Origin of the sequence: Aurantimonas coralicida DSM 14790 (assembly GCF_000421645.1) — a bacterium.
Taxonomy (GTDB): Bacteria; Pseudomonadota; Alphaproteobacteria; order Rhizobiales; family Rhizobiaceae; genus Aurantimonas; species Aurantimonas coralicida.
In genome coordinates this window covers 661,769-686,986 of sequence record NZ_ATXK01000001.1, presented here as the reverse complement: position 1 = coordinate 686,986, position 25,218 = coordinate 661,769, and the positions used below count along the sequence as shown (strand labels likewise).

General features: G+C 67.1%; 21 protein-coding genes and 1 other annotated feature. Of the genes, 9 read left to right on the top strand and 12 right to left on the bottom strand.

All coding sequences use genetic code 11. The features are described from left to right. Positions 1-72: 72 nt before the first annotated feature. The 3 genes from H536_RS0103235 to H536_RS0103225 are packed head-to-tail and all read left to right on the top strand — an operon-like array spanning position 73 to position 2,435. A complete protein-coding gene (locus tag H536_RS0103235; RefSeq protein ID WP_024349096.1) occupies positions 73-999 on the top strand; it encodes a sulfite exporter TauE/SafE family protein in 927 nt (308 codons plus the stop codon). Positions 1,000-1,052: 53 nt separating this feature from the next. Continuing rightward, on the top strand, positions 1,053-1,889 hold the full coding sequence (locus H536_RS0103230) for a TIGR02186 family protein (RefSeq protein WP_230785494.1): 837 nt from the start codon (positions 1,053-1,055) through the stop codon (positions 1,887-1,889). Between the two features lie 51 nt (positions 1,890-1,940). Continuing rightward, positions 1,941-2,435: a DUF3429 domain-containing protein gene (locus H536_RS0103225; protein WP_024349094.1), complete on the top strand. Its 495-nt coding sequence runs from the start codon at positions 1,941-1,943 to the stop codon at positions 2,433-2,435. Between the two features lie 4 nt (positions 2,436-2,439). On the opposite strand, the gene pdeM is transcribed toward H536_RS0103225, so the two are convergent. Further along, positions 2,440-3,159 carry a ligase-associated DNA damage response endonuclease PdeM gene (pdeM, locus tag H536_RS0103220; RefSeq protein ID WP_024349093.1) on the bottom strand — a complete coding sequence of 240 codons (720 nt, stop codon included), beginning with the start codon at positions 3,157-3,159 and terminating at the stop codon, positions 2,440-2,442. A 126-nt stretch (positions 3,160-3,285) separates the two neighbouring features. Continuing rightward, positions 3,286-3,338: a sequence feature (sul1 is cis-regulatory element that is thought to sense ions involved in sulfur or methionine metabolism; They are found in Alphaproteobacteria), on the top strand. A gap of 78 nt (positions 3,339-3,416) precedes the next feature. Here pdeM and H536_RS0103215 point away from each other — a divergent pair. From H536_RS0103215 to H536_RS0103205, 3 genes are all read left to right on the top strand, one after another. Beyond that, positions 3,417-4,901: a SulP family inorganic anion transporter gene (locus H536_RS0103215; RefSeq protein WP_024349092.1), complete on the top strand. Its 1,485-nt coding sequence runs from the start codon at positions 3,417-3,419 to the stop codon at positions 4,899-4,901. A gap of 112 nt (positions 4,902-5,013) precedes the next feature. After that, a complete protein-coding gene (locus tag H536_RS0103210; protein WP_024349091.1) occupies positions 5,014-5,862 on the top strand; it encodes a universal stress protein in 849 nt (282 codons plus the stop codon). A 203-nt stretch (positions 5,863-6,065) separates the two neighbouring features. Further along, the gene (locus H536_RS0103205; protein ID WP_024349090.1) at positions 6,066-6,875 is read left to right on the top strand and encodes a transglutaminase-like domain-containing protein; all 810 of its coding nucleotides are present in this window, start codon (positions 6,066-6,068) and stop codon (positions 6,873-6,875) included. A 22-nt stretch (positions 6,876-6,897) separates the two neighbouring features. Here H536_RS0103205 and H536_RS0103200 read toward each other — a convergent pair whose 3' ends face one another. Both H536_RS0103200 and H536_RS0103195 read right to left on the bottom strand, forming a co-directional pair. Beyond that, positions 6,898-9,486, bottom strand: a complete 2,589-nt coding sequence (locus H536_RS0103200) for a ligase-associated DNA damage response DEXH box helicase (protein WP_024349089.1) — start codon at positions 9,484-9,486, stop codon at positions 6,898-6,900. Between the two features lie 39 nt (positions 9,487-9,525). Beyond that, positions 9,526-10,374 (bottom strand): DMT family transporter, encoded by an 849-nt coding sequence (locus H536_RS0103195; protein WP_024349088.1) that lies wholly within the window; start codon positions 10,372-10,374, stop codon positions 9,526-9,528. A gap of 168 nt (positions 10,375-10,542) precedes the next feature. Here H536_RS0103195 and H536_RS0103190 point away from each other — a divergent pair, with 168 nt between their 5' ends. Then, positions 10,543-12,246 (top strand): mechanosensitive ion channel family protein, encoded by a 1,704-nt coding sequence (locus tag H536_RS0103190; RefSeq protein WP_024349087.1) that lies wholly within the window; start codon positions 10,543-10,545, stop codon positions 12,244-12,246. Here H536_RS0103190 and H536_RS0103185 read toward each other — a convergent pair. Both H536_RS0103185 and H536_RS0103180 read right to left on the bottom strand, forming a co-directional pair. Then, entirely contained in the window at positions 12,231-12,857 is a 627-nt protein-coding gene (locus tag H536_RS0103185; RefSeq protein WP_024349086.1) for a YitT family protein, read from the bottom strand. The genes H536_RS0103190 and H536_RS0103185 overlap by 16 nt on opposite strands. A 3-nt stretch (positions 12,858-12,860) precedes the next feature. Next, on the bottom strand, positions 12,861-13,250 hold the full coding sequence (locus tag H536_RS0103180; protein ID WP_024349085.1) for a SpoIIAA family protein: 390 nt from the start codon (positions 13,248-13,250) through the stop codon (positions 12,861-12,863). Between the two features lie 135 nt (positions 13,251-13,385). On the opposite strand from H536_RS0103180, the gene H536_RS0103175 reads away from it, so the two are divergent. After that, positions 13,386-14,405, top strand: a complete 1,020-nt coding sequence (locus H536_RS0103175; protein ID WP_024349084.1) for a ligase-associated DNA damage response exonuclease — start codon at positions 13,386-13,388, stop codon at positions 14,403-14,405. Positions 14,406-14,498: 93 nt separating this feature from the next. On the opposite strand, the gene H536_RS0103170 is transcribed toward H536_RS0103175, so the two are convergent. Then, positions 14,499-15,152 carry a class I SAM-dependent DNA methyltransferase gene (locus H536_RS0103170; protein WP_024349083.1) on the bottom strand — a complete coding sequence of 218 codons (654 nt, stop codon included), beginning with the start codon at positions 15,150-15,152 and terminating at the stop codon, positions 14,499-14,501. Positions 15,153-15,683: 531 nt separating this feature from the next. On the opposite strand from H536_RS0103170, the gene H536_RS23095 reads away from it, so the two are divergent. Continuing rightward, complete coding sequence (locus tag H536_RS23095; protein ID WP_162142643.1) at positions 15,684-17,669, top strand: sensor histidine kinase; 1,986 nt, start codon at positions 15,684-15,686, stop codon at positions 17,667-17,669. A gap of 54 nt (positions 17,670-17,723) precedes the next feature. Here the strand turns inward: H536_RS23095 and H536_RS0103160 are convergent, their stop codons facing one another. The 6 genes from H536_RS0103160 to H536_RS0103135 all read right to left on the bottom strand — a co-directional run bounded on the left by H536_RS0103160 (position 17,724) and on the right by H536_RS0103135 (position 25,105). Continuing rightward, positions 17,724-18,497, bottom strand: coding sequence for an SGNH/GDSL hydrolase family protein (locus H536_RS0103160; protein WP_024349081.1), 774 nt, complete (start codon positions 18,495-18,497; stop codon positions 17,724-17,726). A 94-nt stretch (positions 18,498-18,591) separates the two neighbouring features. Beyond that, the gene (locus tag H536_RS0103155; protein ID WP_024349080.1) at positions 18,592-19,785 is read right to left on the bottom strand and encodes a phosphoglycerate kinase; all 1,194 of its coding nucleotides are present in this window, start codon (positions 19,783-19,785) and stop codon (positions 18,592-18,594) included. A 212-nt stretch (positions 19,786-19,997) separates the two neighbouring features. Then, positions 19,998-21,803, bottom strand: coding sequence for a potassium/proton antiporter (locus H536_RS0103150; RefSeq protein ID WP_024349079.1), 1,806 nt, complete (start codon positions 21,801-21,803; stop codon positions 19,998-20,000). A 272-nt stretch (positions 21,804-22,075) separates the two neighbouring features. Further along, entirely contained in the window at positions 22,076-23,404 is a 1,329-nt protein-coding gene (locus tag H536_RS0103145; RefSeq protein ID WP_024349078.1) for a TRAP transporter large permease, read from the bottom strand. Beyond that, positions 23,405-24,004 (bottom strand): TRAP transporter small permease subunit, encoded by a 600-nt coding sequence (locus H536_RS0103140; RefSeq protein WP_024349077.1) that lies wholly within the window; start codon positions 24,002-24,004, stop codon positions 23,405-23,407. It lies immediately after the preceding gene. Between the two features lie 75 nt (positions 24,005-24,079). Then, positions 24,080-25,105, bottom strand: a complete 1,026-nt coding sequence (locus H536_RS0103135; protein ID WP_024349076.1) for a TRAP transporter substrate-binding protein — start codon at positions 25,103-25,105, stop codon at positions 24,080-24,082. Positions 25,106-25,218 lie beyond the last annotated feature (113 nt).

Sequence of the window (25,218 nt, the reverse complement as noted above, 5' to 3'; positions counted from 1 at the left end):
CAAGGGGGTTCGGGCCAAGACGGTTCGGCCCCCTTTTCCTTGGCTCCATCAACCCCTTGAGCCGGACCGCACGTGAACCTCTATCTCCCGATCGCGGAACTTTCGGTCAATCTGGTCGTCCTGTTCGGGATGGGCGCCGCCGTGGGATTCCTGTCGGGCCTGTTCGGGGTCGGGGGCGGCTTTCTGATCACCCCGCTGCTCATCTTCTACAACATCCCCCCGGCGGTGGCCGTGGCCACCGGCGCCAACCAGGTGATCGCGTCGTCCTTCTCCGGGGCGCTCGCCCACTACAAGCGCGGCACGGTCGATCTGAAGCTCGGCACGGTGCTGCTGATCGGCGGTACGGCGGGCTCGGCGGCGGGTGTCGCCCTGTTCACGCTGCTCAGGCGGATCGGACAGCTCGATCTGGTCGTGTCGCTTCTCTACGTGGTGTTTCTGGGCGGCGTCGGCGGGCTGATGCTGGTCGAGAGCATCCAGTCGCTTCGGCGCTCGAGCGGCGGGTCGGGCGAAATCCGCCGCTCCGGCAAGCACAACTGGATCCACGGCCTGCCGCTGAAGATGCGCTTCCAGCGCTCCAAGCTGTTCGTCTCGGTCATTCCGGTGCTGGGCATCGGCTTCCTGATCGGCACGCTGGCCGGCATCATGGGCGTCGGCGGCGGCTTCATCATGGTGCCCGCGCTGATCTATCTCCTGCGGGTGCCGACCAACGTCGTCATCGGCACCTCGCTGTTCCAGATCATCTTCACCGCGGCCGTGACCACCGTGCTGCAGGCCTCGACCAATCACACGATCGACGTGGTGCTGGCCTTCTTCCTGATGCTCGGCGGCGTGATCGGCGCGCAGTTCGGGGCCGAGGCCGGCCGCAAGCTGCGCGGCGACCAGTTGCGGGCATTGCTGGCGCTGCTCGTTCTGGCGGTCGCCCTGCGGCTCGGCTTCGAGCTGGTGTCGACGCCGACCGAGCCCTATTCCACGAGCATGCCGAGCGGAGAGATCGGATGAGGGCGGCCGTCTCCTCCCTTCTCGATCGCTGCCGCCGGTTTGCGGGGCAACGCTTGACCGGCCTCGTCGCGGCATGCGCCCTGATGGTGGCCGTGCCCGGTCCCGTGGCGGGGCAGGCGCTGGAAACCTTCGAGATCGGGCTCTCCACCGACCGCATCGGCATCACCTCCGACTTTTCCGGCACCCGGCTGGTCATCTTCGGCGCGCTCGACAATGCCGATGCCCGGATCCTGCGCCAGCAGCGCTACGACATCGTCGTCTCGCTGGTCGGTCCGCGCCAGCCGGTGGTGGTGCGCAAGAAGGAACGCACGCTCGGCCTGTGGATCAATCGCGGATCGGAGACCTTCGACATCGCGCCGGCCTCCTACGCACTGGCCTCGACGCGCCCGCTCAGCGACATCACCCGCGAGAGCTTCCGGGTCAGCCTCTCCATGGGCATCGACGATCTGCGGCTGAGCACCAGCGAGGGCGGCCGCTCGCACGTGTTCCCGGAGCCGGAAAGCCTGGTGATCTCGGCGCCGACCGACGATGCTCCGGCGCTGGTGCCCAACCGCGACGAATATGCGACCGCGCTGCGCCGGATCCGCCGCGAGCGCGGCCTCTACAACCAGACGATCGGCAGCGTCGAATTCGTCAGCGCCACCCTGTTCCGCGCCGATCTGCAACTGCCGGCCGATCTGCCGGTGGGCAATCACACGGTCCGTGCCTTCCTGTTTCGCAACGGCGTCTTCATCCGCCAGAGCAGCGAGCCGCTGCTGGTCATCAAGACCGGCTTCGAGGCGGTGGTCGACGATTTCGCCCGCAATTACGCGTTTCTCTATGGGCTGTTCGCCGTCGCGCTGGCGATCTTCATGGGCTGGTTCGGCCGCGTCGTGTTCAAGCGGGACTGATACGCGGCCGGCGCTTTACGCTTTTCCCCTTCCTGACCTAGTTGGATCGGCATGACGGATATCGATCGACACGGCGACGCGCCGACCTCCGACGCGGCGCTGGCGGCAACGGACATCACCCACAAGACCGCGTGGATCCTCGGTCTGGCGGGGCTGATCCCCTTCGTGGCGATGACCGCGGCGCTTGCCTATGCGGGCCGCGCCTTCATCGCCTATCCGCAGCTGGTCCTCGCGCTGTCGGGCTATTCGGCGACGATCCTCGCCTTTCTCGGCGGCATTCGCTGGGGCGCGGCGCTGTGGCGCGACGAGGGCCAGCGCCACATCCTCGTTCTGTCCGTGCTGGCGTCGCTGGTCGGCTGGGCGCTGCTGTTCGTCCCGACGCCGTGGATGTTCGCCGGCTTCGCCATCGCCTTCGCGCTGGTCGGGGTCTGGGATGTGTTGGCGGCGCGCCACCGCGCGCTGCCGGACTGGTTCGGCCGGCTGCGGCTGGTGCTGACGATCGTCGTGGTCCTCTGCCAGATCGTCGCCTTCGCCTCGACCTTCTAAAGCCCTATCCGGGGCTGAGCGAGCGAAAGCCGATCGGGTAGATGCGGGTCAGGCCGATCACATAGGCCTTGGCCGTCGCCAGATCGAACAGGCCTTGAAAGGCCCTGTCGAGGACGTTGAGGCCGCCGGTCGTCACACCGAAGGACGGCATGATCATGCGCGATCCGTCGCTGGCAAAGCAGGCGCCGCGGGTCGAGCGCGCGCCATTGGCGACGCGGGCGACCGGATGCAGGTGGCCGGCGACCTCGCCGGCGCGATAGGCGGCGCTGGGCTCGTGCCGGAAGGTCCAGGGCCCGACCGCGATCTCCTCGCGGGTCTCGCCCCCGACGAAGGCCGGCGGCTCGGGGTCGTGATTGCCGGAAATCCAGATCCAGTCACGGCCCGCCATCAGCCGGCGCAGCGTCTCGCGGGAGGCTTCCGGCATCAACGCCGCGCCGGTCCGGTCGTGGAAGGAATCGCCGAGGCTGATGACCCGCTGCGGGGCGTAGCGCGTCAGGGCCGCCTCCAGCAGCGTCAGGGTCGCGGCGGTGTCGTAGGGCGGCAGCATCATGCCGCGCCGGGCAAAGGCGGCGCCCTTTTCCAGATGCAGGTCGGAGACGATCAGCAGGCGTTCATCCGGGGCATAGAGGACGCCGGACGGATCGCACACGATCCGCGCGCCGGCGAGGGACATCTCCACGCCGTCGCACTCCGTCTGCCGCAGCCGCCGCGCCAGCGCATTCATCCGCAAGGTCCCGTTTTGCCGTTTGATTCGCGTTTCGTTCTATGGAGCCGAGCATTCCGGCAAAGGCAAGGCGGATTTCGTCGCGGGTTGATTTGCCCGCCGCAATCGGCGATGTTTGCGCCGCAACATGGACCTGCCCCGGCAGGTGGCTATGCCGGGCGCCTATCCCTCGGCCAATCACATTTCGTGCAGATCACGCATGGCCGGCATCGCCGGGGCCACTGTAGGCGCACGACGTGCAGATGTTCCTGGAGCCGATGTTCTCGACTCGCACCCTTTCCGCCGACTGGCTTGGCAATATCCGCGGCGACCTGTTGTCCGGTCTCGTCGTGGCGCTCGCCCTGATCCCCGAGGCCATCGCCTTCTCGATCATCGCCGGCGTCGACCCGAAGGTCGGCCTCTACGCCTCCTTCTCGATCGCCGTCCTCACCTCGATCTTCGGCGGCCGACCGGGCATGATTTCGGCCGCGACGGCGGCCACGGCCGTCCTGATGATCACGCTGGTGGCCGATCACGGCCTGCAGTATCTCTTTGCCGCGACGATCCTCGCCGGACTGCTGCAGCTGCTGGCGGGCGTCCTGAAGCTCGGCAACGCTATGCGCTTCGTCTCGCGCTCGGTGATGACCGGCTTCGTCAACGCCCTGGCGATCCTGATCTTCATGGCGCAGATCCCCGAACTCGTCGGGGTGCCGTCGATCACCTACGCCATGGTCGCGCTGGGTCTGGCCATCATCTACCTGCTGCCGCGCATCACCACGGCGGTGCCGTCGCCGCTGGTGACGATCGTCGTCCTGACCGCGCTGTCGCTGACCTTCGGCCTCGACCTGCGCGTCGTCGGCGATATGGGTGACCTGCCGTCCTCGCTGCCGACCTTCTTCATCCCGGACGTGCCGTTCACGCTCGAGACGCTGCAGATCATCCTGCCCTATTCGGCGGGCATCGCGGTGGTCGGCCTGCTGGAGTCGCTGATGACGGCCCAGGTGGTGGACGATCTGACCGACACCGGTTCGAACAAGAACCAGGAATGCTACGGCCAGGGCATCGCCAACACCGTCACCGGCTTCTTCGGCGGCATGGCGGGCTGCGCGATGATCGGCCAGTCGGTGATCAACGTGAAATCGGGCGGCCGTGGGCGGCTGTCCTGCTTCTTCGCCGGCGTCACGCTTCTGTTCCTGATCGTCGTTCTCGGCGACTGGGTGGCGGTGATCCCGATGGCGGCGCTGGTCGCCATCATGATCATGGTGTCGATCGGTACCTTCTCCTGGGAATCCATCGTCAATCTGAAGACCCATCCGCGGCGCTCGTCGATCGTCATGCTGGCGACCGTCATCACGGTCGTGTGGACGCACAATCTCGCCATCGGCGTCATTGTCGGCGTGATGCTCTCGGGCATCTTCTTCGCCTCCAAGGTGGCGCAGATCTTCTCGGTCACCTCGACCCTGTCGGGCGATGGCCGCGAGCGGACCTACCGTGTGATCGGGCAGGTGTTCTTCGCCTCGGCGGAGGACTTCGCCGCCGCCTTCGACTTCAAGGAAGCCCTCGACAAGGTGATCATCGACGTCTCGCGGGCCCATATCTGGGACCTGTCGGGGGTCGGCGCGCTCGACCGCGCTGTGATCAAGTTCCGACGCGAGGGCACCGAGGTCGAGGTGCTGGGCATGAACGAGGCCAGCACGACCCTGGTCGACCGGCTCGGCGTCGCCGACAAGCCGGGCGCGCTGGACACGGCCCCGGGCCACTAATACCCATGGAAGCGGGCGAACCCGGCCGGTTCCCGTCACTGTGACGGGGGCCGCCCTGCGGGTCGCGTCGGAAGGACAGGCGAGAACACTCGCCGCGCAAGGGAGGACCCAGATGACCAAGATCCTGGCACTCGTCGACGGTTCGCAATATTCGCAGAGTGTCTGCGACAACGCCGCCTGGGCGGCGGAACGGCTGTCGGCCGAGGTCGATCTCCTGCACGTCATCGGGCGGCGCGACACGGCGTCGGCGCCGGCGGACTATTCCGGCAGCCTCGATCTCGGCGAGCGCGAGCAGCTTCTGAAGGAACTGGCCGAGTTCGACGAGCAGAAGGGCCGGCTGGCCCGCAAGCGCGGCCGGCTGGTGCTCTCGGAAGGCGCCGCGCGGCTGCGCGACCGCGGCGTCGAGACCGTCTCGGAACGGCTCCTGTCGGGCGATCTGGTGGATACGGTTCGCGAGCAGGAAAGCGGCGCGGAGCTGCTGGTCATCGGCAAGCGCGGCGAGGCGGCCGATTTCGCCAAGCTGCATCTCGGCTCCAATCTGGAGCGCGTCCTGCGCGGTGCGACACGCCCGGTGCTGGTCAGCGCCCGGGCGTTCCGGCCGGTCAAGCGCTTCCTCGTCGCCTTCGACGGCGGTCCGAGCGTTGCCAAGGCGCTGGACCATCTGGTCGCCAGCCCGCTTCTCAAAGGCGCAGCCTGCGAACTCCTGATGGTCTCCGACAAGACAAGCGATCCCCGGCTCGACCGGGCCGTGGAGACGCTGAACGCTGCCGGCTACGACGCCACCGGCATCCTGGAAAAGGGCGAGCCCGACGCCGTCATCGCCGCCCATGTCGAGCGCGACGAGATCGATCTGATCGTCATGGGTGCATACGGCCATTCGCGCATCCGCAGCTATTTCATCGGCTCGACCACCAGCGAGATCGTCCGCTCCTGCCTGCGGCCGGTGCTGATGTTCCGCTAGGCCGAGCTGGCTGCCCGCCGCAATAACGATGCCTCGCCAAACCCCTGGCGAGCGCCTAGGGTCCGAAGAGGTTGGCCGAGCCCCCGCCGGAGGCGCCGGGTCCGGCGTCCTGCTGCATGGCAGTGCGGCCTGCAACAGCTGAAGACCGTCGCCGCCGTGGCCGGGCGGAACGGGGTGGGCAAGGCTCGGGAAAAGGGGCGCGCATGCGCATTCGACTGGGCTGCGAACTGAATTACCAGTTCCCGATGCCGACGCCGATGATCATCAATCTCAACGTTCATTATTCGCGCGCCGGGTCGCTCGAGCGGCCTGACCATCTGGTCACCACGCCATCGGTGAACATCGAGAACTACCGCGACAGTTTCGGCAATTGGTGCAACCGGCTGGTCGCGCCCGCCGGGGCGTTCACGCTCGGCACGGACGGGATCATTCACGACGACGGCCTGTCCGATCCGGTCGGCCTCGACGCCGTGCAACACGCCGTCGAGGATCTGCCGGCCGATACGCTGCTGTTTCTCCTCGGCAGCCGCTACTGCGAGACCGATCTCCTGTCGGAGGAAGCGTGGCGGCTGTTCGGCAACACGCCGCTCGGTTGGCCGCGGGTGCAGGCGATCTGCGACTTCGTCCACAACCATGTGCGCTTCGGCTACGAATATTCCCGGCCGACACGCACCGCGGCCGAAACCTATTCGGAGCGGGTGGGGGTGTGCCGCGACTACACCCATCTCGCCGTCGCCATGTGCCGGGCGATGAACATCCCGACCCGCTACTGCACCGGCTATATCAGCGACATCGGGCTGGCGCCGCCCCATGGGGAGATGGATTTCGCCGCCTGGATGGAGGTCTATCTCGGGGGCCGCTGGTGGACCTTCGATCCGCGCAACAACGCGCCCCGTTGGGGACGCGTCCTGATCGCGCAGGGGCGCGACGCTTCCGACGTGCCGCTGACCCATACTTTCGGGCCGAACACGCTGACGGGCTTCAAGGTCTGGACCGACGAGATCCGGACCTAGCCGGAATCGCCAGCGCCGCGGCTCAGTCGAGGGCGGCGCGGACGAGTTCCTCTTCCGCAGCCTCGGCCAGAAGGTCGTCGCGCGCCTCGCCCATGACGCTCTCACGGCCGATCTGCAGCATGATCGGCACGGCCAGCGGCGAGACCCGGTCGAGGTCCTTGTGGACGATGTGGTGCTTGATCCGGCCGAGTAGGTCCGACACCCGCGAGACGTCCAGAAGGCCCGTCGCGGCGTCGGCCCAGGTGGCGCGCATCAGGATGTGATCCGGCTCGTGGGCGCGCAGCACGTCGTAGACCAGATCGGCCGAGACGGTGACCTGGCGGCCGGTCTTTTCCTGACCCGGATGACGCTTCTCGATCAGGCCCGAGATCACCGCGCATTGCCGGAAGGTCCGCTTGAGCAGCCAGGAATCGGCCATCCAGGCTTCCAGATCGTCGCCCAGCATGTCCTCGTCGAACAGCGCATCGAGGGACAGGCGGCCGTCGGCGATCATCGCGCCCATGTCGCCGCGGCCCCAGATCGAGATGGCATAGTCGGTGGCGACGAAGCCGAGCGGCTTGGCACGGGCCCGCTCCAGCCGGCGGGTCAGCAGCATGCCGAGGGTCTGGTGCGCCAGCCGCCCCTCGAAAGGATAGGCGACGAGGAAGAAGCGCTTGCCGTTCGGAAAGGTCTCGATCAGCAGCTCGTCAGGGCCGGGGATCAGCGACTTGCGCTGCTGGATGGCAAGCCAATCCGACACCTGCTCGGGCAGTTCGCCCCAGCGCGTCGGGTCGGCCAGCATGGCCCGGACCTGCGCCGCCAGAAAGATCGTCAGTGGGAACTTGCCGCCGGCATAGGTAGGAATCTTGGAATCCTCCGACACCGCCTTGGTGACGAGGCACTGGTTCTCGTGAATCGTCTCGAAGCGCAGCACCTGCCCGGAAAAGGAGAAGGTGTCGCCCGGCGCCAGCGCCTCGACGAAGCCCTCCTCGATCTTGCCGAGGATCGGCCCGCCGCGGGCGATGGCACTCTTGGTGCGACGCCGGATCAGCCGAACCTGCAGCGATGGCGCGTCGAGGATCGTGCCGGCATTCATGCGGTATTGCTGGGCGATGCGCGGATGGCTGACCCGCCAGGTGCCGTCCTCGGTGAGGACGATCTTGGCGTAGCGCTCGTAGACCCGAAGCGCGTAGCCGCCGGTGGCGACGAAGTCGACCACCCGGTCGAAGGTCTCGCGATCGAGGCTCGCATAGGGCGCGGCGGTGGTGACCTCGGCATAGAGGTCGTCGGCCCGGAACGGTTCGGCCACCGCCATGCCGAGGACATGCTGGGCGAGGACGTCGAGCGCCCCGTCGCGCATGGCGGGGGTGTCCTGCGCGCCGAGATAGTTGGCGTCGAGTGCGGCCTGGCATTCGAGCACCTCGAAGCGGTTGGCCGGCACGAGGATCGCCTTGGACGGCTCGTCCATGCGGTGGTTGGAGCGGCCGATCCGCTGGGCAAGACGCGAGGCGCCCTTCGGCGCGCCGACATGCACGACAAGGTCGACATCGCCCCAGTCGATGCCGAGATCGAGCGTCGAGGTGGCGACGACGGCGCGCAGCTGGTTGGCGGCCATGGCGGCCTCGACCTTGCGCCGCTGCCCGACATCCAGCGAGCCGTGATGCAGCGCGATCGGCAGCGTCTCGTCATTGATCCGCCACAGCTCCTGGAACAGCATCTCGGCCTGGAAGCGGGTGTTCACGAAGAGCAGCGTCGTCTTGTGGGCCTTTATCGCCTCGTAGATCTCCGGCATGGCGTAGCGCGACGTGTGCCCCTGCCAGGGCACACGTTCGGAGGATTTCAGGATGGTGATCTCCGGCTTGGCGCCACCGGCGACGGTGATCAGCTCCGACAGGCGAGGATCGGCGTCTGGGGCGACGTCCGGCAGGACGCCGTCCGCGTCCGCGATTTCCTCCACGCCGCCGCCGGGCGCCTGCGAGACCAGCCAGCGGCGCAGATCGTCGGGCTCGGACACGGTCGCCGACAGGCCGATGGTCTGGATGTCCGGGCGCAGCATGCGCAGGCGTGCGAGGCCGAGCGACAGAAGGTGCCCGCGCTTGGAGGTGACAAGCGAATGCAGCTCGTCGAAGATGACGTAGCGCAGGTCCGAAAAGAAGCCGCGCGCATCCTTGCCGGCGATCAGCAGGGCGATCTGCTCGGGCGTCGTCAGGAGGATGTCCGGCGGCTTCAGTTTCTGGCGTTGGCGGCGGACCTGCGAGGTGTCGCCGGTGCGGGTCTCCAGGGTCACTTTCAGGCCGATCTCGGTGACGGGCTTTTCCAGGTTGCGGGCGATGTCGGTGGCCAGTGCCTTCAGCGGCGAGATGTAGAGCGTGTGGACGCCATAGGGCCGCGTGCCGGGCTTCGGCCGGCCGCGGCGGTGCAGATCGACGAGGGACGGCAGGAAGCCCGCCAGCGTCTTGCCGGCCCCGGTCGGCGCGATCAGCAGCGACGACGCGCCGGATTCGGCGCGGGCCAGGAGGTCGAGCTGGTGCGGACGCGGGCTCCAGCCATTGCGCGCGAACCATTCCAGGAACGGCGCGGGCAGGGGGAACGGCGCGGAGCCGGGCAGGAAGGGGTCGGGTCTAACGGTCACAGCGCTTCAGATAGTGTCGCGTCCCGCCGATGTCCCGTCTCAGCGTCGGCGTGTCGAAAGCGCGAAGGCGATGCCGCCGAGAACGAGGCCGGCCGCGATGACGAAGCGCAGGCCGAGATCCTCGGAGAGGAACAGGACGCCGCCCAGGGCGGCGATGATCGGCACGGACAATTGCACGATGGCCGCCGACAGTGCCGTCAGGCCCTTCAGCGCCCGGTACCACAGGACATAGCCGAGACCGGAGGTGACGGCGCCCGAGACGATGGCAATGAGGACGCCGGCGCCGCCGATGCCCGCCTGGAACAGCGAGAGCGCAACGAGCGGAAGAGCTAAAGGAACGGTGCGGATGAAATTGCCGGCGGTGGCGCGGGTCGCGTCGGCCGCGCCCCGACCGCGCAGCGAATAGACGCCCCAGGCGATGCCAGAGACGATCATCAGCGCGGTGCCGAGCGGATCGGGCCGGGTAAGGCCGGGGACCAGCCACCAGACGAAGGCCCCGGCCGCCACGACGAGACCCAGCGCCTCGCGGGTGCCGGGCCGCTCGCCCCGGACGAGACCCCAGCCGATCATCGAGGCCTGCACCGCGGCGAAGAGGATCAGCGCACCGACGGCGGCGCCGAGCTTCAGATAGGCAAGGGAAAAGGCGAGGGCGTAGATGAAGAGCGCCAGTGCGGACGCCCAGCTCCCTTCCAGCGTGCGCCAGCGCACCGGTGTGTGGCCCCGCGCCTTCAGGAGGATGAACGCCAGAACCAGCGCGCCGGAGAGAAGCCGCAGGCCGGTGAAGCCCGCCGCGTCGATGGCGCCGTCGGCGAGAGCAAGGCGCGCCAGCAGCGAGTTGCCGGCAAAGGCGATCATTGCCGCAACGGTCAGCCAGATGGTCGCTGTCATGGAAATGCGCTGCCTTGTTTCATGGGCCGCATCCGTCCGCGGACCGGTTTCGCGGAGGGGCTCCGGCGTGCCGGATCGCCATTGCTGCAATTGCTAAGCTAGGCGAAGGGGCCCGGCTGCCTAGTTAGGCAGACTTCTCGACCACGAACCCTCATTCCGGGCCCGCCGATGCGCTTGCTTGCCGTCTTCTTCATCCTTCTCGCGACGCTGACCGGTGCCGCCGCGCAGGACAGTGCGCCGACCCGTTACTACGAGATCGACACGCTGAACAGCGGGCTGCCCCCGGCCGAGGCCTATATCGGTCACGAGACCCCGCAGGGGATGATGGAGAGCTTCGTCGCCGCCGCCAATGCCCGGAACTGGGAGATGGCGGCCCATATGCTGGACCTTTCCGACATCGACCCGGCGCTGCAGGCCGAGATGGGACCGGTGCTGGCGAAGCGGATGTTCGACATCGCCGAGAACGGCATGTGGCTCGACTGGGGCGATCTGTCGGACCGGCCCGACGCGATGGCGACCAACGTCGCGGCAGAGAACCCGATGGCCGGAGAGCCACGGCGCAACATCCGGCTGGCGATCCTCGAACTGCCGGATCGGCCGGTCTCGGTGCGGATCGCGCGGGTCAAGCCTGCGGATGGAGAGCCGGTCTGGCTGTTCTCCCGGCAGACCGTCGGCAACATTCTGGCCCTCCATGAAATCTATGGGCCGACCCGGTTCGAGCAGTCGCTGCCGGGCTTTTTGCGGGAACGCGCCTTCTGGACGCTGGCCTGGTGGGAGGTGGTGGCGCTGCCGCTGGTTCTCCTGATCGCCATCGGCGCCGCCTTCCTGGTTCATGCCTGGGTCGGCCGGGTGAAGTGGCGGCAGCCCTCACGCATCGCCCGGCGGATCCTCGACTCCATCCAGATGCCGGTCGCGCTGATGGCTTGCGTCGGCACCTTCTCGCTGGTGAACACGCTGCTGTTCACCTTCTCCGGGGCGGTGAACCGGTTCCTGACGCCGTTGCAATCGACCCTGTTCGTCATCGCGCTGGCCATGATCGGCGTGCGGATCGTCGATGCCGTCCTCGACCGCGTCGTTCAGCGCAACGTCGAGGCGCTCGGCGATTCCGAAGCGGCCGAGCAGCGCGATCTCTACACCAACATCTCGGCGGCCCGGCGCGTCGCCATCGTGCTGGCGCTGGGCGCCGGCGTGTCGCTGGTGCTGATCCAGACGAATGCGTTCGAGTCCCTCGGTTTCTCGCTGCTGGCCTCGGCCGGGGTGATCGGCCTGGTGCTCGCCTTCGCCGCCCGCTCGGTGCTGGCCAACATCATGGCGAGCCTGCAGATCGCGCTGGCCAAGACCGCCCGCATCGGCGACGCGGTGCTCTATGACGACCAGTGGTGCTACGTGGAGAAGATCAACTTCACCTACATTCAGCTTCAGACCTGGGACAACCGGCGGCTGATCGTGCCGGTCAACGAGCTGGTCTCCCACACCTTCGAGAACTGGACCAAGCAGGATTCCAGCATCACCAAGATCGTGGCGCTGCGGCTCGACCACCGGGCCGATGTCGACCGGCTGCGCGAGGCCTTCCAGGAGTTCGTCCAGAACGACGATGACGTCATCAACCGGGAGACGGCCGACGTTTATGTGGTCGACCAGGACCGTTCCGGCATGCTGGTCTGGTTCCTCGCGGCGGCCTCCGATCCCTCCACCGGCTGGACGATGCAGTGCCGCCTGCGCGAGACGATGCTGAAGGCCGTGGTTCGGCTGGAGGCGGAGAATGGCGGACCTGGCACGGACCACGCCGTTTACCTGCCGCGCGAGCGTGAGGAGCTGGTGGCCGCCGTCGACTCCCGCGATGGCAATAGTTCGCGTCAGGCGGCGATGTAGCGGTCAGGCCGGTGATTGACGGCGAGCCACAGGTTCAGCACCAAGGCGCCGATGATCGAATAGACGATGGCGACCGGGTCGGCGACGGCGAAGGACAGGACCAGGATCACCAGATCGACGGCGAGCTGCGTCAGCCCCGCCTTCCAGCCCAGCCGGTCCTGCAGGTAGATCGCCAGGATGCCGACGCCGCCAAGGCTGGCCCGATGGCGGTAGAGGGCGAGAAGCCCGTAGCCGATCAGGACGCCGCCGAGCACGGCGCCGACGAGCGGGTTCACCGCGCCGAGCGTGAAATATTCCGGCTGCAACGCCGTTAGTACGGACAGGCAGGCGACGGCGAGGAAGGTCTTGATGGTGAAGGCCCAGCCGAGGCGGGTGATCGCCAGGCCGTAGAAGGGCAGATTGATCAGGAAGAACACGATACCGACGTTCCAGCCGGTGGCGTAGGAGACGATCAGCGCCAGGCCGGCCGTGCCGCCGGTGACGAAGCCGAGATGGGCCAGGATCGACAGGCCGATCGTGACCATGAGGGCGCCGGTCAGGATGCCCTGCGCATCCTCGAGCGGCGAATGGTGGGTGGCCGTTGCCGACCAGCGTCCGAAACCTGACGTCATGGCTCAGAAGGTCGCCGCGGGGTTGCCGTTCTTCACCCAGAGACGGGCGATGTCATCGTCCGCGAGTGCAAAGGCCTTGATGTCGACCAGGGGCATGGCGAGGTCCTGCAGCCCGACCAGCGAGCGCACCCAGCTCTTGTCGGTGACCACCGCGACGCGGCGGAAGCGCGACAGGTCGCGAAAACGGCCGAGAGAATATTGCAGGTCGCGGGCGATCGCCGCCGGGGTGAACATGCCGACCTCGCGCACGATGACCAGGATCGACAGCGCGCCGGGCCGTTCGGTGAGCTTGGTGTCGACGACGGCGATGACGCGTTCGACGTCGTCCTTGTCGATGCGCCCGTCGATCTCGAAGGCGATGACGGCGTCGGATTCGGGAATGATGGTCAGCATCGGTCGGACTCGAATGGTGGCGGATCGCTCTTTCCAGCATAATCTGTTGCGCTGCGAAAGGAACCACGATGCGCGCCCGGCGATTTGGCTTTGCCGGCGCCGCCGACACTGCAGCATCGCCACGAGGAATTTCGCATGCGTCCCGACGAATTGCTGCGACCGACGCCGGAGGGGCTCTACTGCCCGCCGGGCGATTTCTTCATCGATCCGGTGCGCCCGGTCGAGCGGGCCCTGATCACCCATGGCCATGCCGACCATGCCCGCTCCGGCCACACCAAGGTCATGGCGACCCGCCAGACTCTGGCGATCATGGCCGTGCGCTACGGCGAGGAGTTCTGCGTCGAACGGCAGGAGGCGGCGATCGGCGAGACGGTCCGCATCTGCGATGTCGACGTGACGTTTCACCCGGCCGGCCATGTGCTGGGTTCGGCGCAGATCGCGGTGTCTCACAAGGGGCTGACCATCGTGGCGTCCGGCGACTACAAGCGGCGTGCCGATCCGACCTGCGCCGGCTTTGAGCCGGTGCCCTGCGACGTCTTCATCACCGAGGCGACCTTCGCCTTGCCGGTCTTCCGCCATCCGGACACGGCGGGGGAGGTGGACAAGCTGCTGACCTCCGTGGCGCAGTTTCCCGAGCGCGCGCATCTGGTCGGCGCCTATGCGCTGGGCAAGGCGCAGCGGGTGATCAAACATCTGCGCGATGCGGGCTACGACGCCCCGATCTACATCCACGGCGCGCTGAAGAAGCTCTGCGACTTCTACCAGAGCGAAGGCATCGACCTCGGTGAATTGCGCCCCGCGACTGTCGACGCCAAGGCGGGCACGGCGAAGGCGGCCTTTGCCGGGACGGTGGTGGTGGGGCCGCCCTCGGCCTTTGCGGACAAATGGGCCCGGCGGTTTCCCGATCCGGTCTCGTGCTTCGCGTCGGGCTGGATGCGGGTGCGCCAGCGCGCCCGGCAGCGCGGCGTGGAACTGCCGCTGATCATTTCGGACCATTGCGACTGGGACGAATTGACCGAGACGATCGACGAGATCGGGCCGCAGGAGGTCTGGGTCACCCATGGCCGCGAGGAGGCGCTGGTGCGCTGGTGCGAACTGCGCCAGACGCGCGCCCGGCCGCTGCATCTGGTCGGCTATGAGGACGAGGCCGAATAGAGCGGGCTTGCGTGGACCGGGCTCTGGCCTGAAGAAAAAGGGCGCTCCGGCCAGTGCAGGGGCGCCCTCATGCGTTCAGTTCGGCCGACGGCCTCAGGCCCGCGGACCGCGGCCGTAGATCCAGTAATGCGCGCCTTCCTCGGCGATGTAGCGGGCGTTGGGGATCTCCATCACCAGTCTGACGAGGCCCTCTTCCTCCAACTGCCTGCTGACGGCGGCGTAGTCGGACGCGTCGAGATAGCTGTTGCGGGTCGAGATCACCATCAGGCCGTCGGCCTTGAGATATCGCGCCATCCGGGTCAGGGCCCGGGGTTCGACATGGCCGAGGGTGAAGACGCCGGCGCAGACGATGATGTCGTATTGCTGCTCGAGCGGGTTCTCGTGATCCTCGTTGAGGTCGATGCCGCCGGCGAGCTTGCCGTAGACGCCGGTCTTCGCCGCGATGTCGACCATCTCGTTGGACAGGTCGAAGCCGTCGACATGGCGAAAGCCGCGCTTGCGCAGTTCCTCGCCGGCAAGGCCGGTTCCGCAGCCCGCGTCGAGAACCGACACCTCGCCGGGTGCCTTGTTGAGATAGGCCTCGGCCACGAGCAGGGCGGTCGAGGCGACGACGCGCGGACAGCCATAGTCCTGGTCGCCGACATCCTTGTCGTAGCGGCCGGCCCAGCCGGCGTAATAATCGTTCAGCTTGTCCGGATCGCCCTCAAGGGCGTGTGAGGCATGAATCGTGCTGACGGAATCGTGCAAATGTCGTCTCCTGTCGATTGCGGTGCCATGACGCACTGCACATACCACGGGACGCAAATGGTTATAACCGTTGTGGCGCGAAACGATGTCCGTTCAGCGAGTAATATCCGGCCCGCGTCATCGATAAGCGATTGATCGCGAACCATTGATCGGCGTCCCGCAAATTTATCGGCGATTGCAAGCTTCGCAGATGCATCCGGGGCTCCGCAGCGCTCTGAAAATTTGCTGATGCGATATTGTCTTGTCCACGCGCCGCGATATTCGTATCTTTTCGATGACTATCGGATCGGCCGCGATAGAGGTTCTATATCATCGGCTTAGCGTCCGTGTTCTCGCCCTGACCGGCGCGGGGTCATCCGCTTGTCTTCGACGAGGTCCGGTGCTGCTCGGGCTGCACTTGGTGCCAGCGCTTCCGGCATGGCGCGCGCGTCGGAACGCTGTCATGTCCGTCAGGCAGGCGGGTTGTGGATCGTGGCCGGTGCGTTCAAACTTGCCCCTGTCCTGCCATTGGGGTGGGGGGGACAAAACGGCATGTGGTCCTTTCGAACGGTTTTGACGTCGACGCTCGTCGCGCTGCAGGTCGTTGCCCTGCTGGCGATCCTGGCGCTGACTTATTTCGCGTCGCAGAACGTACTCCTGTCCTATGCCGAACAGCTGACGCAGCGGGTCGCGGACGACACCACCACCTTCACCCAGAACTTCCTCAACCCTGCGGACGACGCGGCGGCGCTGTCCCAGCGTCTGGCCGAAAGCCCGGTCCTCGGCACGTCGGACCGTCCGGCGCTGGAGCGCTATTTCTACGAAATCCTGCGCTCGCGCATCGATTTCGCCGGCATCTTCTACGGTGCCGCCGATGGCTCGTTCATCTATGTCAGCCGCGACACCACCGTGGAGGGCGCCCAGTACCGGGTGAAGCGGATCGCGACGCAACCGACCCGGACGGTGGAGCTGGTCTATCTGACGGAGGATCTGCGGCCGGTATCGCGGCGCCGCGACGATGCCGATACCTACGATCCGCGCACGCGGCCCTGGTACGTGAAGGCGTCGATGAGCCGAGAGGTGGTCTGGACGGACCCCTACATCTTCTTCTCGTCGCAGCGGCCGGGGATCACGGTGGCGACACCGGTGCGGGCGGACGATCGGCTGGGCATGCGCGGGGCGGTCGGCATCGACATCGAGATCCATGCGCTGTCGAAATTCCTGGACGGGCTGAGGATCGGCGAGCGCGGGTCCGCGGCAATCGTCTCGCAGTCGGGCGAAGTGATCGCCCACCGCGACTCCTCCTTCCTGCTGGCCGAGGACGTCTCCGGCGGGCAGCGCTTTGCCCGGGTCTGGGAAATCGACGATCCGGCACTGGCCCAGGCGGTCAGCACCCTGCCAGGCGGGCTCGCCAGCGTGAAACCGGGCGAGACGCGGCTCACCCGTTTCGAGGCCAACGGGGAGAACTGGCGCGGCGCGGTCAAGCGGCTGGCCGGGTCGCGGACCCCCTGGGCGGTGGTCACCTACCTGCCGGAGAGCGACATTCTCGGACCGATCCACAGCGTCCGCAACATCGGTATTGCCGTGGTCGCGGGCGTGGCGGCACTGACCGCGCTGCTTGGCGTGCTCCTCGCACGGGCCCTGACGCGGCCCCTCGGCGCCCTGGCGTCCCAGGCGGAGCGCATATCCGAGGGCGATTTCGGGGATATCCCGCTGCCGTCCATGTGGACCAAGGAGCTGGCGGGGACCCGGCAGGCGATGCGCCGGGCGACGAGCTGGCTACGGGACTATCGGCGCGAGAACGAGACGCTGACCGAACAGCTGCGCGAGGCTGGCCGTGTGCTGGAGCGCCGCGTCGAGGAGCGCACCGAGGAACTGGAAGTGGCCAATCGCGGGCTCGAAAAGGCCCATGGCAATGCCGAGATGCTGACCCACGAGCTCGATCACCGGGTGAAGAACCTCTTCGCCATCACCGCCTCGCTGGTCACGCTTGCGGCCAAGCATGCCACCACCCCCATGGAGGCGGCGGACGAGGCGCGCGGGCGGATCAACGCGCTGGCCCGGGCCCATGCCGATACGCAGAGCGCCCGCGAAACCCAGCTCGCCGGGATCGTGACCAGCGTTCTGAAGCCCTATGCGGGGATCGACGAGGTGAAGCTGACCATCGAGGGCGACCCGGTGACGGTTTCCTCGTCCTCCGTCACGCCGCTTGGCCTGATCCTCTACGAACTGGCGACCAATGCGGCCAAATACGGCGCGCTGCGCGGGAGCGGCGGCGTCCTGGAGGTTCGCTGGTCGGCGGCCGGCGATGGCGCGGTGCGGATGGTGTGGGCGGAAACGCCGACCGAGCCGCCGACGGGCGATGATGTCGATCAGGCGCAACATACCGGCTTCGGCTCGGTGATGCTCGACGCCATGGCCAGCCGCCTGAATGCAGGTATCCAGCGACAGATCAGCCCGGAAGGCCTGCGGGTGATCCTGACCATGGAGAAGCTGGAGGAGCATGCCGGGCCGCGACCCGAAAGCGTCGATGCCTGAGGGCAGGACCGATCGCGCATGGCAGCGCGCACTTCTGAGGGCGTGATCTGCCGTTCAGTCCGACGCGGTCTCGGTTGAACCGGCCGAGGCACCGGAGCCCCACGCAGCTGCATCGCCGACGACATAGGTCACCAGATGGTTGGCCACATAGGCGTAGCCCTCGATCGAGGCATGGAAGCCGTCGCGCGAGAAGCCGGCGGGTTCGACACGGGGCAGGGTGGTGGCCGAGATCGCGCCGCGCTCGGCGCAGAGGCGCGCGCCCATGCGGCGCACGATGCGGGCGCGCAGTTCCAGCACCGTGGCAAGGCCGCGGGGCAGCGCCGGGACCCTCTCGAAATCGACGGGCGGCGACCAGACGATGCGGGCGTCCGGCCATTTGGCCTTGAGGGCGTAGAGCAGGGTGCCGAACGCCTTCTTGAAGCGCAGGGCGCCGTGGAAGTTCTTGGCATCGTTGGTGCCGATCATCAGGACGATATGGGTGAAGGGCTCATCCAAATGCGGCACCACGTGGTCGCGGATGTCCGCCGAGACGGCGGAATTGGAGCCGGCAGCGCGCCAGAAGACGTCCCGACCGGACAAGGCGTAGAGCCGCTCGGCAAGTTTCGGCGCCAGGCTGTCCTCGATCACGTCCACGCCCACACCGGCGGCCGAGCTGTCGCCGATGACCAGCAGGCGGATCGGGACGTCTGTCCCGGAGGACGTTCCGCAGAGACCGCTGTGGCGGCCGGCTGGCGGCACCATGCGCTCGACGCGCTGGCGCACGCCGAGGCCCTGCCAGACATAGACGGGAAACAGGAGCCAGGAGAGGAAGGCGTCGCCAATGGCCATGCGGCGGCTCCGTCGTGTTGTGAAGTCGATAACGGGTCAGGATGGGTCCGAGACGGACCCGCCGCAACGGCTCACCGCCGCGGCGAGGGTCAGATCAGGCCTTCAGCACTTCGACGCCGGGCAGGGGCTTGCCTTCCATCCATTCCAGGAAGGCGCCGCCGGCGGTCGAGACATAGGTGAAATTGTCGGCGACACCGGCCTGGTTGAGCGCCGCGACGGTATCGCCGCCGCCGGCGACCGAGACGAGGTCGCCGGCCTTCGTACGACGGGCGGCATGGCGGGCGGCCGCCATGGTGGCGGCATCGAAGGGCTCGATCTCGAAGGCGCCGAGCGGGCCGTTCCAGACCAGCGTCTTCGCCTTGTCGAGCCAGCCGGAGACCAGGTCGACGGTCTTCGGGCCGGCATCGAGGATCATCGCATCGGCGGGTACGGCATCGACGGCGACGGTCTCGTTGGCGGCGCCGGCCTTGAACTCGCGGGCAACGACCGCATCCACCGGCAGGACGATCTCGCAGCCGGCGGACTTCGCCGCGTTCAGGATCGACCGGGCGGTGTCGGCCAGATCATGCTCGCAGAGCGATTTTCCGACATCGATCCCCTGCGCGGCGAGGAAGGTGTTGGCCATGCCGCCGCCGATGACCAGCGCATCGACACGCGTCACCAGATTGCTGAGGAGGTCGATCTTGGTCGAGACCTTGGCGCCGCCGACCACGGCCACCACCGGGCGTTCGGGATTGCCGAGGCCCTTTTCCAGCGCTTCCAGCTCGGCCTGCATGGTGCGGCCGGCATAGGACGGCAGATGGCGCGCCAGACCCTCGGTGGAGGCATGGGCGCGATGGGCGGCCGAGAAGGCATCGTTGACGAAGATGTCGCCGAGCGAGGCGAGCTGGCTGGCGAAGTCCTCGTCGTTCGTCTCCTCACCGGCATGGAAGCGGGTGTTCTCGAGGAGGACGACATTGCCGTCCTTCAAGGCCGCGACGATGCCGGCAGCGACGGGGCCGACGCAATCATCGGCAAAGCCGACGGGCGTGCCGAGCATCTGCGACAGGACGGGTGCCAGCGGCTCCAGCGACATGTCGGGGTTCGGCTGTCCCTTGGGGCGGCCGAAATGGGCGAGAAGGATGACGCGGCCGCCCTTGTCGGCGATCTCGCGGATGGTCGGCAGGATTCGCTCGATGCGGGTGCGGTCGCCGACCTCGCCATCCTTGATCGGCACGTTCAGGTCGACCCGCAGCAATACGCGCTTGCCGGTGACGTCGGCATCGTCGAGCGTCTTGAACTGCGTCATGGTGGTTCTCCTCATGGAAACACGCCGAGGGGCGCCGGATCAGGCCAGAAGGACGCCAGCGATCCTGGCGGACCGTCCGCGTCCCGTCGATAAGCGGGTGCCCCGTCGAAAGCGTCCGGGCCGTGCCGCGGGCGCCGAAGGCGATGTAGCGCGGGAGGCCGAGCGAGGGCAACGGCGTTGGCGCGCCAGCGGCCGGTTTTCGCCCCTAGCCCTCAGTCCGCCCTGCGTCGGCCCAGCACCTTGTGCGCCAGTGCCAGGAGATCGCGGAGATTGAGGAAGAGCGGGATCTGGCCACCGCGCCCGCCTTCGGGCTCCAGCGACAGGCCGGCACTGACGACGTTGCCGTCGACGCCGACCTCGCGGACGATCAGTTCCACCGGCCGGACCGTGACCCGGTCGCCATATTCGGCGCGGCCACCGAGCCGCGCGATCATCATCTGCGAGATCGACAGGTCCGCCTCGGCGTCCGAGACGCGGGCACCATAGGCGACGGCAAGGCCGCTGGCCGGCGAGGCGGGATCGACGGTGAACTCGCCGAAGAACTCGGCATCGTCCGGGCTCACCCGCGCGGGGCTGGCGAAGAGCCGGTCGAGCAGCGGCGGATAGCGCTGGGAGATGAAGAGATAGACGTAGTCGCCGGCCCGCAGCCGCCCGGCATATTGATAGCGCATGGACTGGCCGTCGCGAATGACCAGCGAGGGGCGGGCCCAGCGCGGAATGCGCTCACCGCGGGCCACCGGGCTGTCGGGGACGACACGGTAGGACAGGAGCTCATGATTGGCGGTGCCCGGCAGTTCGAGCTCGACCTTCTCGATCGGCCCGATCCGCGGCGGCACGACGAGGCCGAGGCGGCGCGCGACGAGGCCCAGCGTCCAGCCCTGCACGAGCAGCGAGGCGAGGACGATGATGAAGGCGGTGTTGAAGAACAGCCGCGCCTCGTCGAGGCCGCCGATCAGCGGCACGATGGCGAGCAGGATCGAGACCGCACCGCGCAGGCCGACCCAGGAGATGAAGGCGCCTTCGCGGCGCTGGAAATCGAAGGGCAGGAGACAGAGCCAGACCGCGAAGGGCCGCGCGACGAAGATCAGGAAGGCCGCCAGCGCGATGGCCGGCAGGAGGATGGCGCCGAACTCCGACGGCGTCGCCAGCAGGCCGAGGATCAGGAACATGACGATCTGCGCGAGCCAGGTCAGCCCGTCCTGGAAGCGCTTCAGGCTGGGGGCGCTGCGCAGGCCGCTATTGGCCGCATAGAGACCGGCGATATAGACGGCCAGGAAGCCCGAGCCATCCACGGCTCCCGTTGCGGCGAAGACCAGCATGGCGAGAGCGAGGGTGAAGATCGGCAGGAGACCGCGATCGATCGCCAGCTTCGAGACCAGCGTGCGGATCAGCCAGCCACCGGCAAAGCCGAAGGCCACGCCGAGCCCCATCTGGCGCACGAAGCCGAGAAAGACGTCCGCGCCGAGTTCGTCCAGTCCCGTGCCCGACGACAGCAGCTCGACGAGCGCGATGGTCAGGAAGATCGCCATCGGATCGTTGGTGCCGGATTCGATCTCCAGCAGCGAACGGACGCGCTCGCGGATGGTGATGCCGCCGACGCGCAGGAGAAAGAACACGGCCGCCGCGTCGGTCGAGCCGACGATGGCGCCGAGCAGCATGCCTTCGAGGATCGGGAGGCCCAGGAGCCATGATGCCGCGAAACCGAACAGGATCGCGGTGATGAGGACGCCGACCGTCGCCAGCATGACCGCCGGCACCGCAGCCTGGCGGAAGGATTGCAGGGACGTGCCGAAACCGGAATCGAACAGGATGATCGCCAGCGCCAGCGTGCCAACGAAATAGGCGAGGTCGGCATTGTCGAAGTCGATGCCCAGCCCGTCGACGCCGGTCAGAAGACCGATCGACAGGAACAGGAGCAGGAGGGGTGCGCCGAAGCGGAAGGCGAGGAGGCTGGAAAACGCGGCCAGCAGGATGAGGACGGTGCCGACGAGAATGACGAGGTAAAGCGATTCGAGCATCGGCGGGATCGGCAGTCCTTCTCACGAGGGCTGAGCCCGCGCGTCGCCTCCGGGGCTGAACGCCGCGCCGCCGGCGGCCGCAGGGCCACGAAGGCCAGCATATAGCCGGCCTGCCGCCAGTATCCACTCGCACGGCCACCCTGACGTCCAAAATGTTCGCCAGGGCGCCGAACGGGCGCCGGGTTCGGCGAAGATGGTTGCCGTCACATGAAAAAGGCCGGCCCGCCAAGATGGCGGACCGGCCTCAATGCCTTGCAGGCCTGTGCTGCGGTCTAGCGCCCGGTGATGCCCGGGAACATGATCAGCACGGCAAGCGCCAGGATCTGCAGCGCGATGAACGGCAGCAGGGCCTTGAAGATGTCGCCGAGCGAGATCTCCGGCGGCGCGACGCTCTTCAGATAGAAGGCGGCCGGGCCGAAGGGCGGCGACAGGAACGACACCTGCATGTTCATGCAGAACAGGACACCGAACCAGATCGGATCGTAGCCCAGCTCGACGATGATCGGCACGAAGATCGGCAGCGTCAGCAGCGCGATGCCGACCCAGTCGAGGAACATGCCGAGCACGAACAGGATCAGCATCATGAACAGGAGCACGTAGAGCGGCTCGTCCGAGATGCCGATGATCAGCGACGACACGAAGTCGATGCCGCCCATCAGGTTGAACACGCCGACGATGGCGCTGGCGCCGATGCCGATCCAGACGATCATGCCGACGGTGGCCAGCGTCTGCATGGCCGCGCCGCGCAGCAGCTCGAAGGTGAACTCGCCGCGCACGATAGTGGCGAGCAGCACGCCGCCGACGCCGATGGCCGATGCTTCGGTGACCGAGGCGATGCCGCCATAGATCGAGCCGAGCACGAAGGTGACGACCAGAAGCGGCAGGATCAGGCCCTTGAGCAGCGAGATCTTCTGCGACAGCGGGATGATCTCCGGATCGGGATCCGGCACGGCGCCCGTGGTGAAATACGCCCGGAAGAGGATGTAGAGCACGTAGAAGCTGGCCAGCATCACGCCCGGCAGGAAGGACGCGGTGAACAGCGCGCCGATCGAGACGTTGGCCGCCAGGCCGTAGACGATCAGGACGATCGACGGCGGGATCATCGTGCCGAGCGCGCCACCCGCGCAGACGACACCGATCGACAGACTGCGGTCGTAGCCCAGACGCAGCATCTGCGGCAGCGCCAGAAGGCCCAGCAGCACGATCTCGCCGCCGATGATGCCGCTCATTGCCGCCAGGATGACGGCCACGAAGATGGTCTGGATCGCCACGCCGCCGCGAATGCGGTTGGAGATCAGCTTCATGGCGTCGAACAGGTCGCGCGCGATGCCGGATCGATCGAGGATCGCCGCCATCAGGACGAACATCGGCACCGAGACGAAGATGAAGGACGAGACGAAGCTGAACACCCGGCTGGTGATCAGCGGCACCGCCATCGGACCGAACCAGCCGAGAGCGAAGATCAGCGCCACGAGAAGCGTGACGAAGGCGAGCGGCATGCCGGTCAGGAGCAACCCGAACAGCATGAGGAACATCACCAGGGTGCCGTAGCCGATGCCAAGCGCCTTGAGATTGATGCCGAGGTCGAGAATTTCGGCCATTTATGCGTCCTGCTTGGAACCGCGCCGCGCGCGACGAGCATGATTGACGGCCAGCACCACGAACTGGACGGCCAGAATGATCATGACGATGAACAGAAAGCCCTTCAGAAGGGCGGGGGTCGGCGGGTTCCAGGCGGACCCGGTGCCTTCCATGTGGAAAGCGCCGCTCGGGGTCCAGAACGAACCCTTGACCATGAGCCAGGAGGCCCAGGCGAAGAAGGCCGCCGAGATCGCGCTGATGACGTAGATGATCACGTCGAAAATGGTGCGCAGGCGAGGGCCGAGCGCGTCATAGATCAGCACGACACGGATGTGGCTGTCGCGGGCGGCGCAGAACAGGCCGCCGTAGATGAAGGCGATGGCGCACAGGAAGATGCTCAGCTCGTGCACCCAGTTGGTGGGGCTGTCGAGCGCGTAGCGCATGAAGATTTCGAACAGCAGAATGGCCGCCGCAAGGACGATGGCTGCGGCAAAGATGATGCCGACTCGCTCGATGCTGCGCCCGAGAAACCCCGCCTCGGGCGTGGTGTCTCCGGTGCCTTCGCTGGTGGCGCTGAGGTCCGGATCGCGTCCGTCCACGGCAATGGGGTCACGAGTCATGCTCGGATCGTCCTTGGTGAGGAAAAAAAGGCGGACGGGGCGCGCTGCCCCGTCCGCCGGTCATACTCGGTCTGCTTACTGTGCGGCGAGAAGGCCTTCCTTCTCGAGATACGTCGTTAGGGTGTCGTACACCTTCTGCGCGTTCTCGGACTGGCTGGCCTGCTTCTCCCACTCGCCGATGGCGATCTTGCGGAACTTCGCACGCTCCTCGTCGGACCAGTCGTGGATCGTGGCGCCCTGCGCCTTGGCTTCCTCGACAGCCTTGCTGTTCTTGTCGGCCAGCGCGGCGTTCTGGCGCTGTGCCAGCTCGACCACGGATTCCTCGAGGGTCTTCTGGACGTCCTCGGACAGCGCATCCCACTTCTGCTTGTTCATCGAGAACTCGATGAGCGGCATGGAGTGGAAGCCCGGGAAGACCGGGTGCTTGGCGATCTCGTTGAGGCCCTGCGCCTGGTTGACGTGGAAGACGCTGTAGTCGGCCGCGTCGACGACGCCCTTGTCGAGGGCGGTGAAGACTTCCGAGGTCGGCAGGTTCACCGGCGAGGCGCCAGCGGCCGCGAAGATGTTCTGCACGAGACCGGCCGGAGCGCGCAGCTTCAGACCCTTCAGGTCATTGACGCCCTCGAGCGGGACCGACGAAACGAAGGCTTCCAGGCCCGGGGTGGTGCCGCCGAAGAAGTGCGTGCCATAGGGCTCGACCAGCTCGTTCATCAGCTCCTTGCCGCCGCCCTCGTTGAGGAACTTCAGCATCTGCTGCGGGTCCGACCATGCGCCGACCGGGTTGGCGATCAGGCCGAAGGCCGCGTCCTTGCCGGCGAAATAGGAGGTGTCGGTGATGTGGCCGTCGAGGATGCCGGCGCCGACCGCGTCGAGGGTTTCCTGGAAGTCGACGACTGCGCCGACCGGCAGGAGCTCGATGGAAACCTTGCCACCCGTCTCCTCGCTGACGCCGTCAGCCCATTCCTTGTAGAGCTGGTAGTTCGCATCGCCGGCCGGATCGCTCGACTGGAACTTCAGCGCGACTTCCTGCGCCATGGCGCCCGTGGACAGAACGGCAAATGCCGCGCCGGTCAGAAGGGCCTTAATAGTTGTATTGAGCAAGTTGCTTCTCCCTGAGCGTCTTGTGTCGTCTACGAAACCCACTTTCGCGAGCAATGACATCCGGTGCGCAACCTCCGCGCCGATCCGGAATTCCGTAGCTGGCCGCGCACCAT